The sequence below is a fragment of the Azospirillum oryzae genome (assembly GCF_008364795.1).
GTDB classification, from domain to species: Bacteria; Pseudomonadota; Alphaproteobacteria; order Azospirillales; family Azospirillaceae; genus Azospirillum; species Azospirillum oryzae.
On the sequence record NZ_VTTM01000015.1, the window covers coordinates 124,530 to 140,503 of the forward strand.

Genomic DNA, 15,974 nt, shown 5'->3' on the forward strand with positions numbered 1-15,974 from the left:
TAGGAACAATGCGTCGGAGAGCGTTTCACCACGCTCCATGCAATCCAAAACAGGAGACGCGCCCGGTGTCGCAGAAGGTGATCGGCCTGATCGGGGGCATGAGCTGGGAAAGCTCGGCCGAATATTACCGCATCGTCAACGAAGGCGTCCGCGACCGGCTGGGCGGGCTGCGCTCGGCCCGCTGCCTGATGTGGTCCTTCGATTTCGCGGAGGTCGAGGCGTTGCAGCATGCCGGCCGCTGGGACGACGCCACCGCCCTGATGATCGATGCCGCCCGCCGGCTGGAGCGCGGCGGCGCCGATTTCCTGCTGATCTGCACCAACACCATGCACCGCATGGCGGCCGAGGTGCAGGCTGCCGTCGCCATCCCGCTGCTGCACATCGCCGACCCCACGGCGGAGCGCATCCGCGCCGCCGGCCACCGCCGCGTCGGGCTGCTCGGCACCGCCTTCACCATGGAACAGGACTTCTACAAGGGCCGGCTGGCCGACCGCCACGGTCTGGAGGTGCTGATCCCCGACGACGCCGACCGCGCCACCGTCCACCGCATCATCTACGAGGAACTGGTCCAGGGCCGGGTCGAGGCGGCTTCCCGCCAGGCCTACCGCGAGGTCATCGCCCGGCTGGTGGAGCGCGGGGCGGAGGCGGTCATCCTCGGCTGCACCGAGATCATGCTGCTGGTGAAGCCGGAGGACAGCGCGGTTCCCCTGTTCGACACCACCGCCATCCATGCCGAAGCGGCGGTGGAACTGGCAATCGCCGGCTTCACCCCATCCCCAGCCGTTCCTTGAGCGCGCCCAGGAAGCGCCTGCTGACCGGCACCGCATGCCCGCCGGTGGTCTGGATTTCGGCCAGCCCGCCGTCGACGAAGCGGATTTCCCGGATGCGGTCCGTATTGACCAGATGCTGGCGGTGGCAGCGGAACAGCGGGCTCTTTTCCTGGATGGTGTGAAGCGTCAGCTCGGTAAAGCGCTCCTGCCCGTCCTCCCCCACCACATAGACGCCGGCGGGGCGCGAGACGACATACTCGACATCGGCCAGCTTCATCAGCGTGATGCGGTTGACCCCGGTGCAGGGGATGTGGCGCAGTTCCGCCGCCCCCGGCAGAACGCCGACCTCCTGCGGGGCGCGCTGCCGGCGCAGGCGCTGCAGGGTCTTCTCCAGCCGCGCCGGATCGGCCGGCTTCAGCAGATAGTCGAAGGCGTGTTCCTCGAACGCCTGGACGGCATACTCGTCATGCGCGGTCAGGAAGACGATGCGCGGCATCCTTTCAGGGTCGAGCATGCCCAGCATCTCCAGCCCGCTGACCCGCGGCATCTGGATGTCGAGGAAGACCACGTCGGGCGCCTGCCGGTTGATGGCGCCGATCGCCTCGATGGCGTTGGCGCATTCGCCGACGATGCGGACGTCGGCAGCCTCCTCCAGCATGCGGCGCAGTTCCTCCCGCGCCAGCGGTTCGTCATCAACGATCAGGACATTCATGGCGGCCGTCATGCGGGCACGGTTTCCTCAAGAGGCAGGTGCAAAGTGACGCGGGTGAAGGCATCGGGCTCGCAGGCGACCGAAACGCCGTAATCCTCACCGTAGCGGTTGCGGATGCGGCGGTCGACGATGGTCATCCCCAGCCCGTCGCCGCCCGGCTTCGCCTCGTACAGCCCGGCATTGTCCTCCACCGACAGCAGCAGGTCGCCGCCCTCCCGCCGGGCCGCGATGCGCACGCGCCCGTCGCCCAGAAGCTGCGCCGTGCCGTGCTTGATCGCGTTCTCCACCAGCGGCTGGAGCGAGAAGGCCGGCAGCCGGGCGTGGCGCAGGTCCTCCGGCACTTCGATCTCCACCGCCAGCCGGCCGGTGAAGCGCGCCAGCTCGATCTGCAGATAGGCGCTGACATGTTCGACCTCGTCGGCCAGCGTCGCCATCTGGCTGGGGCGCTTCAGGTTCTTGCGGAAGAAGGTCGACAGGTTCTGCACCAGCTGCCGCGCCCGCTCCGGATCGTTGCGGATGACGGCGGAGATGGTGTTCAGCGCGTTGAACAGGAAATGCGGGTTCACCTGCGCATGCAGCAGCTTGATCTCCGACTGCGCCAGCAGCGCCTTCTGCTGTTCGTAGCGGCCCGCCAGGATCTGGTTGGACAGCAGCCGCGCCACGCCCTCCCCCAACGTGCGGTTGATGGTGGAGAAGATCTTGGTGCGCGGCTCGTACAGCTTGATGGTGCCGATCACCCTGCCCTCCTCGCCCACCAGCGGGATGACCAGCGCCGCCCCCAGCCGGCAGGTCGGGCTGATCGAGCAGCGATAGGCCACCTCGTTGCCGTCGGCATAGATCACCTGATTGCTGGCGATGGCCTGATGGGTCTGCGGCGAACTGATCGGCGTGCCGGGCAGATGGTGGTCGTCGCCGATGCCGATGAAAGCCAGCAGCTTGTCCCGGTCGGTGATGGCGACGGCGCCGACGCCGGTCTCCTCATAGATGATGCGGGCGACCCGCGTGCTGTTCTCGCTGTTGAAGCCGCCGCGCAGCACACCGTCGCAGCGCGCGGCGATCTTCAGCGCCTTGGCGGAAAAGGCGCTGGACTGCTTCTCGTCCAGCACGCGGCGCTCCAGCAGGATGCGCATGAACAGTGCCGCGCCCAGCGTGTTGGCGACGATCATCGGGGCGGCCACCACCTCCACCAGATGCATCGCCGCCTCGAACGGCCGGGCCACCGCCAGGATGATCAGCATCTGCACCACCTCCGCCACGAAGGTGACGGCGCCGACCCGCAGCGGGTTGAACAGCGGCTCGATCCGACCCTGCCGCACCATATGGCGGTGGACCAGCCCGCCGATCAGCCCCTCCGCCATGGTGGAGATGGCGCAGGCCAGCGCCGACATGCCGCCCAGCGAATAGCGGTGCAGACCGCCGGTCAGCCCGACCGCCAGCCCCACCGACGGCCCGCCGAAGATGCCGCCCAGCACCGCCCCGATGGCGCGGGTGTTGGCGATGCTGTCGTCGATGTGCAGGCCGAAATAGGTCCCCATGATGCAGAAGATCGAGAAGATCGCGTAACAGGCCAGCTTGTGCGGCCAGCGCACCGTCACATGGGTCAGCGGCAGGAACAGTGGCGTGCGGCTCAGCAGATAGGCGATCACCAGATAGACGCACATCTGCTGAAGCAGCGAGAGGATCAGGGTGAAGGGCTCGACTGGCATGGCGTTAATCCCGACAGCGGCCTGACGATACCGGCGCCGCTCGCCGCCATCCTACACCGGCCGGGCGCCCCCGCCGATGGGACATCCTTGCATCCCTACCCTGGCAGCAACCCCGGCGCGGGCGCTCAGCGCCGCCGCGGCGCCGGGTGCAGCAACGCCATTTCCGGCGTCACCGATTGCCGCATCGCCGCATCCCACTCGCTCATGGTGACGAAGCGCAACCCCCGCCTCTTCCCCTCCTCCAGGATCGCCGGCAGCGCCGCGACGGTTGACGCCTTGGTGCTGTGCATCAGCACGACGGCGCCGGGCACCAGCCGTTCGGTCACCCGGTGGCGGATCACGTCGGGGCCGCTGTCCTTCCAGTCCTGGCTGTCGGCGGTCCACAGCACCGTCGCCATGCCATGCCGGCGCGCCAGCGCCGCCAGCGCCTCGTCCACATCGCCGAAGGGCGGCCGGAACCATGTCGCCGTCACCCCGACCGACGCCAGCGCCTTTTCCGCCTGCGCCAGGTTCCACTCGCGCTGGACCGGCGGCAGGTCCGTGGTCATCGGATGGGTCTCGGTGTGGCTGCCGACCTCGTTGCCCGACGCCGCGACCAGCCGGGCGATGTCATGATGCGCCGGGATCTTGGCGCCGATGTAGAAGAAGGTCGCCTTCGCCCCATGCGCCCGCAGGATGTCGAGGATGCGCGGATCATTGGCATCCGGCCCGTCGTCGATGGTCAGCGCCACCACCCGCGCCTGCGGCAGGGTCCGGTCCACCTGATCGAGGTCGAGGTCCGATCCGGGGATCAGATGCTCCGTCACGAAGGGAGCGGCGCCATGGGTGGCGGCATAGCTGCGCTGCCCGGCCATGGCCGAAACGGGCAGGGCGAGCAGGGCGGCCGCCAGCGGCAGGACGGCACGGCGGAACAGGGTCATCATCGCGGGCGCACATGGGAAAAGCCGGAGCCGCACCCCTCCCTTCGAAAGGGGTAGGGCGCGGCAGAAGGCCGAGCATTGCTCCCGCCGCGGACGGCGGACAAGCGATATCTTGGGGACCCTGGCCGGCGCTCCCCTTACGCCCCGAAGCGGCCCTTGTTCGCCTCGCGCAGCAGGTTCTTCTGCACCTTGCCCATGGCGTTGCGCGGCAGCTCGTCGACGAAGGCCACCGCCTTCGGCACCTTGAAGTTTGCCAGCTGCTCCCTGCAGGCGCCGACCACCGCCGCCTCATCGACCGCAGCGCCCGGACGGCGCAGAACCACCGCCATCACCGCCTCGCCGAAATCCGGGTGGGGGATGCCGATCACCGCCGATTCCACCACGCCGTCGATACCGTCGATCACCGTCTCCACCTCCTTGGGGTAGACGTTGAAGCCGCCGGAGATCACCAGATCCTTGGCGCGGCCGATGATGTGGACATAGCCGCGCTCGTCGATCCGGCCGACATCGCCGGTGATGAACCAGCCACCGGGGCGGATCTCCTGCGCCGTCTTCTCCGGCATGCGCCAATAGCCGGAAAATACGTTCGGCCCCTTCACCTCCAGCACGCCGATCCCGCCCTCCGCGACCGGCTCCCCCGTCTTCTCGTCGGCGACCCGCACCGACACCTCGGGCAGCGGGAAGCCGACGGTGCCGGGGATGCGGTCGCCGTCCAGCGGGTTGGAGGTCAGCATGCCGGTCTCCGTCATGCCGTAGCGTTCCAGAATGGCGTGGCCGGTGCGCTCCCTGAACTCCCGATGGGTGTCGGCCAGCAGCGGGGCGGAGCCGGAGATGAACAGCCGCATATGCGCCGCCGCCTCCGGCGTCAGGCGCGGGTCGGCCAGCAGGCGGGTGTAGAAGGTCGGCACCCCCATCATCACGGTGGCCCGCGGCAGCAGGCGGAACACGGCATCGGGATCGAACTTGCCCAGGAACAGCATGCCGGTACCGTTCATCAGCACGCAGTTGGTGGCGACGAACAGGCCATGGGTGTGGAAGATCGGCAGGGCGTGCAGCAGCACGTCGTCCGGCCGGAAGCCCCAGATGCGGTGCAGGGTGGCGGCGTTGGACGACAGGTTGCGGTGGCTCATCATCGCCCCCTTCGACCGCCCGGTGGTACCGGAGGTGTAGAGGATCGCCGCCAGATCGTCCGCCGCGCACGCCACCGTGTCGAACTCCGGATCGAGCCCCGCCGCCCGGTCGGCCAAGCTGCCGTCGCCGCCGGTGCCCAGCGTCAGCAGATTGCCCACCCCGGCGCCCTTCGCGGTGTCGGCCAACGCCGCCTCGTTGCCCGGCGGGCAGACGAAGACCTTCGGCTCGGCATCGCCCAGGAAATAGCCGACCTCCGCCTTGGTATAGGCGGTGTTCAGCGGCAGATAGGCGGCACCGGCCCGCAGGCAGGCGAGATAGAGGAACACCGCCTCCGCCGACTTCTCCACCTGCACCGCCACCCGGTCGCCCTTGGCGACGCCCAGCTCCGCCAGCAGCCGGGCATAACGGCCGCTGATCTCCATCAGATCGCGATAGCTGTAGCGGCGGCCGGACTCCAGCTCGATGAAGCTGCTGTCGGCATCGGCGGGAAAGCACGCGGCGGCGATGTCGAAGAAGTTGTCGCTCATTCTGGTCGGACCCCTGCGGAACGGATCACCCATCATACACAGCGATGGGGTAGGGGAGCAGCGTAACGCGGGGATTGTGGGACGTCCCACATCCGCGCCTCCGGACCGCCGTCGCGAATATCAACCAATTTTCTCAACCTTAGAAGCGCTCCATCATCACCAACTCTCCGATCAACAAAAATTGTGTGCCGTCATGATTATTTCCGGTGGAAACCTTTGAAGTGCTCGCGTAAGCACGAGTCATTATGCGGGAAAATCAAACAACGGACACAACTTCCCGCGCCAAAAAATGTCCACCCCGCCCCGGCAGCGCCGCCGGACGAACCAGGAGACGGAGCGAATGACGGCCGAAGACCCCAACAAGAGTCCCCCCTGCTTCGACTGCGCGACCAACGCCACCCAGCGGCTGGACGAGATGTTCATCGCCATGGGCCAGATGAAGCGCATCGCGCTGGGCCAGAAGCCGGCGGAGCGCGCGGTGTTCCGCAAACTGCACGGGGCCGCCCACGGCCGTCTGGTGATGCACCCCGACCGGCCGGAGGCGCTGCGCAAAGTCGGCGTCTTCGCCAAGGATCAGCTGCCGGCCTGGGTCCGTTTTTCCAGCGACACCGGCCCGACCTCTCCGGATCTGGGCTCGACGCTCGGCATCGGGCTGAAGGTCTGGGGCGTCGACGGGGTCAACGCGCTGGGCGAGACGGGCGACGTCGCCGACTTCATCATGCAGAACTTTCCCATCTTCTTCGTCGATAACGCGGAGGAGATGTGCGAATTCACCTATGCCGGCACGGTCCTAAAGGACTATCCTGGCTATCTCGCCAAGCACCCGAAGACCAACGGCATCCTCGACGCCATGTCGGCTCAGGTCAACGGCAGCGTTCTGACCACCCAATATTGGGCGATCCTGCCCTTCGCCTTCGGCCCCGACCATTACGCCAAATACTCGCTGGTGCCGGAAACGCCGCCGCCCGGCCATCCGGCGGTCAACGTGCCGACCGACGACAAGAACTATCTCGCCACCGACCTTGCCAACCGGCTGCTGGAGGACGAATACCGCTTCACCTTCATGGTACAGGTGGTGCCGAAAAGCGCCGGCTATCCGCTGGACAAGGCGACGGAGGAATGGCCGACCGACCAGTATCCCTACCAGCCGGTGGCGACGCTGGTCCTGCCCAAACAGGATGTCTGCGCCCGCGGCCAGGGTGATTACGGGCAGGAACTGGCCTTCAACATCTGGCGCACGCCGGTGGAGCAGGCGCCGCAGGGCAGCATCGCCGCGGTGCGCAAGGTCGTCTACAACCACGGCGCCGACGTCCGCCATCAGGCCAACGGCCAGCCGCTGCAGCAGCCGACGCAGCCGCGCACCCAGGCGCCGCCGCTCCCCAAGGACGACTGCATTGTCAAGGCGGTGATCTACCCGCCCATCGGCGTCGCCCGCATCGGCAACGCGCCGGAGGGCTATGTCGTCGGCCCCGAGGTGCCGAACCCGAAGCCGCTGATGGCCGGCGACGACCCGGCGCGGAATCCCTACCGTGACGCCGAGGGCCGGCTTCTGCCGCAGGCGGCGCGCTTCCGCATCTATGGCGTCAACGCCATGGGCCGGATCGTCCGTGAACTGACCGCCGCCGACAGCGGTGCCGACATCACTTGGAAGGTCCACCTCGCCAACAAGAAGTCGGCTTGGTACGGCTTCCAGCTGGCGCTCGACATTCCGGAAGCGGCCTCCGCCGACCCGACGACGCTGCGCAACCCGACCGTCGCCGACCGTCAGGCGCTGGTGCTGGATGCCGGGGAAGAGAAGATCCATGCCGGCCATGGCAAGCAGAGCCGCAAGCTGGTCGCCGGAAAGTTCATGCACCAGGGCGAGCCGGTCTATCTCGGCCGCATGTGGTGCGAGGAGGGCGACCACCGCCTGCTGGTCACCGGCGGGCGCGGCTTCTCCTCCTCCTACAACGGCACCAAGGCGATCACCTTCGGCAACAACGAGGGCTGGCACGACGACACCTCCGACGGCCCGGTCGATGCCGTCGTCAAGCTGAACGGCATGGAGCTGCCGGTCACCCCTGCCTGGATCGTGGTCGCCCCGCCCAACTACGGACCGCAGCGCAAGTCGGTGCGCACCATGTGGGACCTGATGCGCGACGTGGCGATCCAGGCCGGCACGTTGCCCAAGCCGGCCCGCCCGTCCTTCACCCACGACATCTATCCGGTGTTCGAGCGGATGACCGGGCTGCAATGGGTCAATGCCGGCTTCGCCGCCGGGTTCGGCTGGAACTCCGCCAACGACTTCACCAAGCCGGAGTGGATCGCGCGGCTCAGCGACCGCAGCCTCGCCAACCAGGAAACCCGGCGGGTGCTGAAGAACTCCTTCCGCCACGACGCGGTCGACAGCTGGTCGCCGACGCCCTGGCCCTGGGTCTATGGCGACGCGATGAACATCCCGCCGGCCCAGACGCCGCGCCAATACACCTCGCTGACCCAGACCCAGCTGGAGTTCCTCGACCAGTGGGTGGCCGGCGATTTCGATGACGATTGGGGCAAGGTCCCGGTCTACACCGACTTCGATCAGGTGCCGCTGGAAGAACAGGGCGACGTGCTGACCCGCGCAGCGATGGACTTCTGCCTCGCCGACGCCTTCCATCCCGGCTGCGAGATGACCTGGCCGGTGCGCGCCGCCACCATGTATATGGAGCCGTTCCGCTTCGCCCATGCGCCCAAGGGCTGGGTCGAGCCGGGGCTGGGCGCCATCCTGTCCAGCGACACGGTGACCATCCCCAATGGCCCGCTCTATGGCCAGCTTCCCGGCGGCATCACCCGCTGGATGGCGGTGCCGTGGCAGACTGACACCGGCAGCTGCCGCTCCGGCTACGATCCCACCTACGACCCCAACGTCCCGACCTTCTGGCCGGCCCGCGTGCCCAACGAAGTGCTGACCCGCGAGAACTACCGGATCGTGATGGACGCCGCCCAGCCCGCCCAGGTGCGTCTGGCCGCCTTTGCCAACCGCGCCGCCTGGGTGGCGCCGCTGGGCACCACCAGCTACACCGACCAGATCAACAACATGATCCATCACTTCGACCATCTCGGCGTGGTCGAGGTCAATCCCGGCCCGACCGATCCGGAAGGCACCAGACTGTTCCCACCGCTGATCGAGGTGGAGGACCAGCACATCCCGATCCCCGACGTGGACGATACGGTCGACACCAAGGCGGTTCGGGCCGCCCACCGCACGATGTCCGGCAAGGCGCCGGCCCCGTCGGGTGGTGGTGCCGGGCTGCGGGCGACCCAGCCGGTCGACCTCAGCCGGATCGACAAGGTCCGCCGCTTCCCGCGCGGGCTGCGGTGACGACACCCGTCGAGGCGGATGCGGTCGTGGTCGGGGCAGGCCCCGCCGGGACCGCCTTCGCCCTCAACCTCGCGCCGCTGCACCGGGTGCTGGTGCTGGATCGGCGGGCAGGCCCCGCCGTCCGCATCGGCGAATCGCTGGCCCCGGCGGCGCGCCGCCTGCTGGCCGACATGGGTCTGTGGGACGCCTTCCTCGCCGAGGGCCATTCCCCCTGCCATGGCGGCCGGTCGGTCTGGGGCGGGCCGCTGCCGGTCGAGGCCGACAGTCTGCGCGACCTCGACGGGCCGGGATGGCATCTCGACCGTGGCCGTTTCGACGGCTGGCTGCGCCGGGTGGCCGCCTCACGCGGCGCCGCCCTGCTGGTCCCTGCCCAGCCGCTGTCGGTGGACAGGGCAGGGCAGGGCTGGCTGCTGGAGGTCGAGACCGCCGGCCGCCGCATTCCCGTCCATGCCCGCCTGCTGGTCGATGCCGGCGGGCGCGGTTCGCCGCTCGCCAAACGCTTCGGCGCCCGGCGGGCGGTCTCGGACCGGCTGGTCTGCGGCTGGGTCCATGGCATTGATGCCCCCGGCCGGCAGTCTGGCCTGACCTGGATCGAGGCGGAGCCGGACGGCTGGTGGTACAGCGCCCCATTGCCCGAAGGCCGCCGGGTGGTGGCCTTCCACACCGACGCCGACCTGCCCGCAGCGGCGGATGCCCGCGACACGGCATCGCTGCTGCGCCGATTGTCCACCTGTTCCGTCCTTTCGGACTCGTTGCGCGCCTGCGGCTTCGAAGCGGACGGGCAGGGGGAGGGGAGGGGCGGTTTCTGCGCCGCCCATAGCAGCAGCCTGTCACCGGCGTCGGGCGAGGGTTGGCTGGCGGTCGGCGACGCCGCGCTGGGCTTCGACCCGCTGTCGTCGCAGGGCATCTTCAACGCGCTCTACACCGGCTTGGCCGCCGCCGAAGCCGCCGACCGCCACCTTTCCGGCGATCCCACGGCACTGTCCAACTATGCCGCCGGCCTGACACCGATCCGCGAGGCCTACCGCGCCCATCTGCGGGCTTGGTACGGCCTGGAACGCCGCTGGCAAGACCGTCCATTCTGGAGCCGGCGCCTCTCCAACCCCCTCTCCCCCCTGGGGAGAGGGACGTGATTGTGTACAGACCGGTAACATAGGTAACGGATTAGACCGTGCAGATGGGTGACAGGTCAGAGTGTCAGCGAACCATGAATGGAGACGCTGATGCCATGGGAAGAGACCTGCACCATGGACGAGCGACTGAAGTTTGTTTCGGCGTGCCTGAGTGGCGAGCAGCCGATGTCGTGGCTATGCGAGCGTTTCGGAATCAGCCGGAAAACCGGTTACAAGTGGCTTGATCGGTATCGGACGAGCGGTCCCGCCGGATTGGTTGACCAATCTCGCGCGCGGATCGAGCCCTCGCAGATGGCGGCGGAGGTTCGAGAAGCGATCCTTGCGTTGCGAGTGGAGAAGCCGCATTGGGGCCCGCTGAAGCTGCGGGCGAAGCTGTGCGAACGTGAGCCTGGGACCATGTGGCCGGCGGCCAGCAGCATCGGCGCCCTGCTGCGCCGTACGGGGCTGAGCCAGCCACGGCGCGGGCGTCGGCGGACCCCGCCCTACCAGCAGCCGCTCGCCCACGCCCAGGCTGCCAATGATGTGTGGTGTGCCGATTACAAGGGCTGGGTCCGCAGCCGGGATGGTCAACGATGCGATCCGCTGACGGTGAGCGACGCCTACAGCCGGTTTCTTCTGGCGGCCGATCTGGTTCCTCGGCTGGACAGCGCCAGTGCCCGCCCGATCTTCGAGCGCCTGTTCGGTGAGTATGGGCTTCCGGCGGCGATCCGCTCGGACAACGGCGTCCCCTTCGCCAGCACCGGGGTGGCCGGTCTGTCGGAACTGTCGGTCTGGTGGTTGAAGCTGGGCATCCGGCCGGAGCGGATCACACCCGGAAAGCCCCAGCAGAATGGCCGCCACGAACGGATGCACCGGACCTTGCATGCCGAAGCGATGGCGTCGCCCAGCGCCGATGCCCGGGAGCAACAGCAGCGTCTCGACGCCTTCCGTGCCGAGTTCAACCATGAGCGCCCGCATGAGGCACTCGGCCAGCGTCAGCCCGCCCGCTTCTACAGCGCTTCAAACAGACACTATGATGGATGCCTCGCAGAACCGGTCTACAGCCAGGAACAAGCCTGCCGTCGCGTCCGCACCAATGGTGACATCAAATGGGCCGGCGGCTTCGTCTTCATCGGCGAGGTGCTGATCGGCGAACCTGTCGCCGTCTCCGAAACCGACCAGGGCTACATGGCCGTCTATTACTTCGACCTCCTGCTCGGATACATCGACAAAGGAGCGAGAACAATCCGGAGCCCTGAGCGGTGGCATGCCACCGCTCAGGGCTGAATGTGTCACCCATCTGGACGGTCTATTCCGTTACCTATCTGCACGTTGCACAATTGTGGGACGTCCCACATCGCCCGCTACCGTCCACCCCCAATCTCCCGCACCAGATCGACCAGCGCCCGTAGCCCCGGCGGCAGATGGCGCCGGCCCGAATAATAAAGACACAAGCCCGGAAACGGCTGGGTCCACGCATCCAGCACGCGCAGCAGGCGGCCGGCGGCGATGTCCTCGGCGACATGCCACTCCGCCAGATAGCCCACCCCCATCCCCGCCCGCACGGCGTCGAGCATCAGGTCCGGATCGTCCAGGATCAGCGGCCCGCTGCCGTCGATGGCGACCGTCTCGCCATGCCGCTCGAATTCCCAGCGGTAAAGGGCGCCGCTCGGCAGGCGGCTGCGGATGCAGCGGTGCGCGGCGAGGTCGGCCGGCGTGACCGGCAGGGAACGGCCGGCGAAATACTCCGGCGTGCCGACCACCGCGAAGCGCAGCTCGGGGCCGAGCGGGATGGCGATCATGTCCTGCGGCACCTGCTCCGCCAGCCGCACCCCGGCATCGAATCCCTCCAGCACGATGTCAACCAGCTTGCCTTCGGTGACGATGTCCACCGTCATCGCGGGATAACGGCGCAGATACTCCAGGATGACCGGTTTCATGATCATCCGCGCGGCGCCGGCCGAACTGTTGATGCGCAGCGTCCCCGTCGGCACCGCCCGATGGTCGCCCAACCGGTCGAACGCGGCGCGGATGTCGCGCAGGGCAGGGGCGGTGTCGGCGACGAACTGCTCCCCCGCCTGGGTCAGCGCGACGCTGCGCGTCGTCCGGTGGAACAGCCGCACCCCCAGCCGCTCCTCCAGCGCCGCGATGGCGTGGCTGAGCGCCGAGCGGGACATCCCCAGTTCGGCCGCCGCGGCCCGGAAGCCGCGATGACGGGCGACCGCCTGCACGGCCTCAAGCTCCGCCAGTCCAGTGAGCACCATTGTCCCGATCCGTTCACCGATTCATGCGGGATTGTCCATCTTATCACCCGACAGACCGCATGCCACCTGGATGGGCAGCCAACGGCCAATCCGGGAGACCACCATGCACACCATCGACACCATCTATATCGACGGCCGCTTCGTCACCCCGCACGGCACGGAGCTGTTCGACCTGCACGATCCGGCGACCGGCGCCGTCACCGGCCGCGTCCGCCTTGCCGACGAGGAGGATGTCCGCGCCGCCATCGCCGCAGCCAAGCGCGCCTTGCCCGCCTTCTCCCGCACCGGCAAGGCGGAGCGGATCGCCATGCTGCACCGGCTGGCCGATGCCGTCGCCGCCCGGCGCGACGACCTTCTCGACGCCGTGATCGGGGAATATGGCGCTCCGGCTTCGCGCGCCGCCTTTATGGTCGATCATCCGGTGAACGCCTTCCGCGAGACCGCTGCGCTGCTCGCCGACTATCCCTTCCTCCGCCGGATGGGCACGGCCGAGGTCAGCATGGAGCCGCTCGGCGTCGCCGGGCTCATCACGCCGTGGAACAGCAACGCCGGCTTCATCTGCGGCAAGCTCGCCACCGCCATCGCCGCCGGCTGCACCACGGTGATCAAGCCCAGCGAGATGAGCGCCCGCCAGACCCAGATCGTGACCGAGGCGCTGCATGCCGCCGGCTTGGCCCCCGGCCTGTTCAACATCGTCACCGGCCGTGGCGACCGGGTGGGGGCGACGATTTCCAGCCACCCCGATGTCGCCAAGATCTCCTTCACCGGCTTCACCGCCACCGGCAAGGCGATTCTGCGCTCCGCCGCCGACACGCTGAAGCGGGTGACGCTGGAGTTGGGCGGAAAGTCGCCGACGATCATCCTCGACGACGCCGACCTGTCCCAGGCGATCCCGCTGGCGATCAACGCCGCTTTCATGAACAGCGGCCAGGCCTGCATCGCCGGCACCCGCCTGCTCGCCCCGCGCAGCCGCCTCGCCGAGATCGAGGCACGAGCCAGATCGGCGGTCGAGGCGGTGCGCGCCGGCGATCCCCGCGATCCGGCGACCATTGTCGGCCCGATGGTCAGCCGTACCCAGTGGGAACGGGTGCAGCGCTACATCCGCATCGGGGTGGAGGAGGGCGCCGTCCTGCTGGCCGGCGGAGAAGGCCGACCGGACGGGCAACCGGAATTTTCCGGGGGCTGGTTCGTGCGGCCGACCCTGTTCACCGCCGTCCGCAACGACATGACCATCGCGCGCGAGGAGATCTTCGGCCCCGTCCTCTCCATCCTCCCCTATGAGGATGAGGAGGAGGCGATCGCCATCGCCAACGACACCGTCTACGGCCTTCAGGCCTATGTGCTGTCGGGCGACACCGCCCGCGCCCGCCGCGTGGCTGACCGCATCGTCGCCGGCCGCGTGCTGATCAACAGCCTGACCCACGACCCGAAGGCGCCGTTCGGCGGCTTCAAGCAGTCCGGCATCGGCCGCGAATATGGCAGCTTCGGCCTGGACGCCTTCCTGGAACCCAAGGCGCTGCTGGGGGAGGGCGTCTAGGCGCCCGCTTCCCCCTCCAAGATCGCGTCGATCTCCGCCCGCAGCCGCATCAGCCGGTCGCGGTTGTCGGGGTCGAGGTAGCGGCACCGTTCGCGCACCACGGCCACGTCGCGGAGGATGCGCTTCACGCTGGCCTGCAGGGTCCGCATCGCTTCCTTGGCATCCGGCTCCTGGGGCGGCTCCGGCGGCGAAGCGTCTTCCGCAGCGCCGCCATTGGCATGCTCGCGCTTGGCCTGCCGCACCGCCTTGACGCTCGCCCCCTCCTTGGCGCGTTCCCACAGCCGGGCGTGCAGTTCGGCCGGGGCGGCGGCGATCTCGATCATCACGGAACGGGAGACATGGGCGAAGCGCGTCGCATATTCCTCCCGCATCTCGGCCGGCAGGCCCATGATCGCCAGCAGCTTGGTCACGTCGGTGCGGTCGCGCCCGACCACGGCGGCCAGCTCGTCATGGGTGTAGCCGTGCTTGTCGATCAGCCGGGCCAGCGCCGCCGCATATTCCACCGCGTTCAGGTCGACGCGCTGGACATTGTCGATCAGCCCGATCTCGTCCGGATCGCCGGAGGTCAGGATGGCGAAGACCGTCTTGCGGCCCAGCATCTCGTGCGCGCGCACCCGGCGCTCGCCGCCGATCAGCAGATACTCCCCCTGGGGCAGGGGGCGGACCAGGATCGGGTTCTGCAACCCGTGCCGCTCGATGGACGATGCCAGGCTGCGCAGTTCCGCCTCGTCGAAATGGCGACGCGGCTGGTCCGGATTGCGGTGGACGCGGGCGAGGTCAAGCTCCACCACATGCGGGAAGCCGGCCGAGGTGCCGAACAGCCGGTCGCTGCCCACCGTCAGCCCGCCCGCCATGGCGCCCGCCGGCTCCGCCGCGGTGCCCAGCAGTTCGCGGGTCTTGCGTTCGAACTTACGCGACATGCGGCATCTCCCGGTTCTGGGCATAGGCGCGGATCTGGCGCGCCACCTCGCGGAAGGTTTCGGCCCCCGGCGCCTTCGGATCGCCGGCCAGCGTGATCATGCCGGCGGCGGCGGCCTTGCCATAGACGGTGGCGCGCGGGATGGGGGCGAAGACCGGCACCTGACCGGCGTAGGATTCCATCAGCTCCTGCAGGGTGGCGCGGTCCTGGGTCAGCCGGTCGTTGTACATGGTCGGGATGATGCCGGCGATGCGCAAGGACGGGTTCACCCGGCGGCGGATGCGGCCGATGGTGTCGACCAGCCGCTTGACGCCCAGCAGGGCCAGCGCCTCCGTCTGCACCGGCACCACCACCAGCTCCGCCGCCGACAGCGCGTTGGCGGTGACCAGCCCCAGGTTGGGGGCGCAGTCCATCACCACGAAATCATAGACGTGGCGCACCTCGTCCAGCTTCTCCCGCAGGATCAGCCCGCCGGTGGAATCGGCCGCCAGCTCCACGTCGGCATCGGCCAGCGACAGTCCGGCCGGGACCAGATCCAGCCCGCGCTCCGCCGTCGGCATGATGACCGAGGTCAGCGGCTCTTCCGAGCGCAGCACATAATAAAGTGTCTTGCGCTGCTGCTCCAAAGCGACGATGGCGGCGTTGCCGATGCCGACATGGACGGTGGCGTTGCTCTGCGAATCGCAGTCGATCAGCAGCACCCGCGCCCCGCCTTCCGTCAGGGCATAGGCGAGGTTGACGGCGGTGGCGGTCTTGCCGACGCCGCCCTTCTGGTTGGCGACCGCCAGATAGGTTGCGGAGCGGGGCCGCTCGTCCGCCTTGTGGCGGGTCAGGAAATCGACCAGTTGCTGCGGGATGCGCTCCGCCCCGCTTTCCCAGCGGCTGATCCGCGCCTTGGTATAGCTGCGGCCGAGCTGCGCGTTCAGCCACTCGGCGAACTGCGTCTGATTCTCGCCGCGGCGCTCGCGCAGTTGGCGCATGTCGTCGCCCCCGCCCCCACCCCTCGTCGACAGCATTCCGGTCATTCCCCTTC

At 68.5% G+C, this 15,974-nt stretch carries 12 protein-coding genes; 5 read left to right on the top strand and 7 right to left on the bottom strand.

The genetic code is table 11. The annotated features are described in order from the left end of the window. Positions 1 to 65: 65 nt before the first annotated feature. Entirely contained in the window at positions 66 to 791 is a 726-nt protein-coding gene (locus FZ938_RS27470; RefSeq protein ID WP_246799120.1) for an aspartate/glutamate racemase family protein, read from the top strand. Here the strand turns inward: FZ938_RS27470 and btsR are convergent. The 4 genes from btsR to FZ938_RS27490 all read right to left on the bottom strand — a co-directional run bounded on the left by btsR (position 766) and on the right by FZ938_RS27490 (position 5,766). After that, on the bottom strand, positions 766 to 1,482 hold the full coding sequence (gene btsR / locus FZ938_RS27475) for a two-component system response regulator BtsR (protein WP_149201483.1): 717 nt from the start codon (positions 1,480 to 1,482) through the stop codon (positions 766 to 768). The genes FZ938_RS27470 and btsR overlap by 26 nt on opposite strands. Before the next feature lie 8 nt (positions 1,483 to 1,490). After that, positions 1,491 to 3,188, bottom strand: a complete 1,698-nt coding sequence (locus FZ938_RS27480) for a sensor histidine kinase (RefSeq protein ID WP_149201442.1) — start codon at positions 3,186 to 3,188, stop codon at positions 1,491 to 1,493. A gap of 125 nt (positions 3,189 to 3,313) precedes the next feature. Next, positions 3,314 to 4,111, bottom strand: a complete 798-nt coding sequence (locus FZ938_RS27485; RefSeq protein WP_149201443.1) for a polysaccharide deacetylase family protein — start codon at positions 4,109 to 4,111, stop codon at positions 3,314 to 3,316. 134 nt (positions 4,112 to 4,245) lie between these two features. Beyond that, complete coding sequence (locus FZ938_RS27490) at positions 4,246 to 5,766, bottom strand: malonate--CoA ligase (RefSeq protein ID WP_149201444.1); 1,521 nt, start codon at positions 5,764 to 5,766, stop codon at positions 4,246 to 4,248. A gap of 340 nt (positions 5,767 to 6,106) precedes the next feature. Here FZ938_RS27490 and FZ938_RS27495 point away from each other — a divergent pair, with 340 nt between their 5' ends. The 3 genes from FZ938_RS27495 (at position 6,107) to FZ938_RS27505 (ending at position 11,508) form a co-directional block, all read left to right on the top strand. After that, positions 6,107 to 9,109: a LodA/GoxA family CTQ-dependent oxidase gene (locus FZ938_RS27495; RefSeq protein ID WP_149201445.1), complete on the top strand. Its 3,003-nt coding sequence runs from the start codon at positions 6,107 to 6,109 to the stop codon at positions 9,107 to 9,109. Next, a complete protein-coding gene (locus tag FZ938_RS27500; protein WP_149201446.1) occupies positions 9,106 to 10,242 on the top strand; it encodes an NAD(P)/FAD-dependent oxidoreductase in 1,137 nt (378 codons plus the stop codon). The genes FZ938_RS27495 and FZ938_RS27500 overlap by 4 nt, the downstream gene beginning before the upstream one ends. Positions 10,243 to 10,332: 90 nt before the next feature. Further along, the gene (locus tag FZ938_RS27505; protein ID WP_149201484.1) at positions 10,333 to 11,508 is read left to right on the top strand and encodes an integrase core domain-containing protein; all 1,176 of its coding nucleotides are present in this window, start codon (positions 10,333 to 10,335) and stop codon (positions 11,506 to 11,508) included. 77 nt (positions 11,509 to 11,585) lie between these two features. Here the strand turns inward: FZ938_RS27505 and FZ938_RS27510 are convergent, their stop codons facing one another. Next, positions 11,586 to 12,485 carry a LysR family transcriptional regulator gene (locus FZ938_RS27510; RefSeq protein ID WP_149201447.1) on the bottom strand — a complete coding sequence of 300 codons (900 nt, stop codon included), beginning with the start codon at positions 12,483 to 12,485 and terminating at the stop codon, positions 11,586 to 11,588. 103 nt (positions 12,486 to 12,588) lie between these two features. On the opposite strand from FZ938_RS27510, the gene FZ938_RS27515 reads away from it, so the two are divergent. Next, complete coding sequence (locus FZ938_RS27515) at positions 12,589 to 14,022, top strand: aldehyde dehydrogenase family protein (protein ID WP_149201448.1); 1,434 nt, start codon at positions 12,589 to 12,591, stop codon at positions 14,020 to 14,022. On the opposite strand, the gene FZ938_RS27520 is transcribed toward FZ938_RS27515, so the two are convergent. Both FZ938_RS27520 and FZ938_RS27525 read right to left on the bottom strand, forming a co-directional pair. After that, on the bottom strand, positions 14,019 to 14,942 hold the full coding sequence (locus FZ938_RS27520; protein WP_149201449.1) for a ParB/RepB/Spo0J family partition protein: 924 nt from the start codon (positions 14,940 to 14,942) through the stop codon (positions 14,019 to 14,021). The two genes, FZ938_RS27515 and FZ938_RS27520, sit on opposite strands and share 4 nt — an antisense overlap. Beyond that, positions 14,932 to 15,966 carry an AAA family ATPase gene (locus FZ938_RS27525; protein ID WP_246457940.1) on the bottom strand — a complete coding sequence of 345 codons (1,035 nt, stop codon included), beginning with the start codon at positions 15,964 to 15,966 and terminating at the stop codon, positions 14,932 to 14,934. Before FZ938_RS27525 ends, FZ938_RS27520 begins: the two co-directional genes overlap by 11 nt. Positions 15,967 to 15,974: the final 8 nt, after the last annotated feature.

Coding starts and splice junctions, on each gene's coding strand:
- btsR (WP_149201483.1), bottom strand. CDS start 1,482: ATGAATGTCCTGATCGTTGATGACGAACCGCTGGCGCGGGAGGAACTG.
- FZ938_RS27480 (WP_149201442.1), bottom strand. CDS start 3,188: ATGCCAGTCGAGCCCTTCACCCTGATCCTCTCGCTGCTTCAGCAGATG.
- FZ938_RS27485 (WP_149201443.1), bottom strand. CDS start 4,111: ATGATGACCCTGTTCCGCCGTGCCGTCCTGCCGCTGGCGGCCGCCCTG.
- FZ938_RS27490 (WP_149201444.1), bottom strand. CDS start 5,766: ATGAGCGACAACTTCTTCGACATCGCCGCCGCGTGCTTTCCCGCCGAT.
- FZ938_RS27495 (WP_149201445.1), top strand. CDS start 6,107: ATGACGGCCGAAGACCCCAACAAGAGTCCCCCCTGCTTCGACTGCGCG.
- FZ938_RS27505 (WP_149201484.1), top strand. CDS start 10,333: ATGCCATGGGAAGAGACCTGCACCATGGACGAGCGACTGAAGTTTGTT.
- FZ938_RS27510 (WP_149201447.1), bottom strand. CDS start 12,485: ATGGTGCTCACTGGACTGGCGGAGCTTGAGGCCGTGCAGGCGGTCGCC.
- FZ938_RS27515 (WP_149201448.1), top strand. CDS start 12,589: ATGCACACCATCGACACCATCTATATCGACGGCCGCTTCGTCACCCCG.
- FZ938_RS27520 (WP_149201449.1), bottom strand. CDS start 14,942: ATGTCGCGTAAGTTCGAACGCAAGACCCGCGAACTGCTGGGCACCGCG.
- FZ938_RS27525 (WP_246457940.1), bottom strand. CDS start 15,966: ATGACCGGAATGCTGTCGACGAGGGGTGGGGGCGGGGGCGACGACATG.